The organism is Cupriavidus sp. CuC1, from assembly GCF_044627735.1.
GTDB classification, from domain to species: Bacteria; Pseudomonadota; Gammaproteobacteria; order Burkholderiales; family Burkholderiaceae; genus Cupriavidus; species Cupriavidus ulmosensis.
Genome location: NZ_JBIUHC010000455.1, coordinates 1 through 551, shown reverse-complemented (window position 1 = coordinate 551; position 551 = coordinate 1). Strand labels below are relative to the sequence as shown.

At 60.6% G+C, this 551-nt stretch carries 1 protein-coding gene; it reads right to left on the bottom strand.

Features of this window, described 5'->3' with window-relative positions:
• A partial coding sequence (locus ACGLHR_RS52180) for a hypothetical protein (protein ID WP_400104022.1) occupies window positions 1-527 on the bottom strand: 527 nt, incomplete at its 3' end.
• Window positions 528-551: the final 24 nt, after the last annotated feature.

Genomic DNA, 551 nt, shown 5'->3' with positions numbered 1-551 from the left:
GCGAAATGGTCGTTACCGATGTGCGTGACGTAGCCATTGTTGCCTTGATGCCGCGTGCCGGTATCGTCCACCGTCACATACGATGAATGGGCGAGGCCCGTCGATAACAGTGCGTCTTTTTCGGCGTGAAACCGTTCCTTTCCCGCTGCCAGAAGGGCGTCCACCTGTCCGGTGGAGATCTCTATCCCCCACTCCCGTAGTTGCTCACGCAGCAGCGGTTGGGTGACGTGACAGTGGTGGTGCTGATACAGCATATAGCTCACCAGATTCGCCCCGAAATGGCAGTCTTGCACCGTTGTGGGCAGTTGCCCTGTCAAGGTCTGGCCGTCCGGCGTTTGCCAGCGAGCGAGCCGATAGCGGGTATTGCGTGACGCGATCACGAGGTCCTGGACCACAAAGTCACGGTAGCCCTTGAATCGGGAGCCCGGCGGAATCGGCTCTGCCGGCTGGATCACCTGGTCGTGATCAATCTTTAGCTGCCCGGTCTTGCTTCGCTTGGCCGAGCCCGCGCGCTTGACCGGCTTCACTTCTGGCTCGTGCGGCTGACCGCT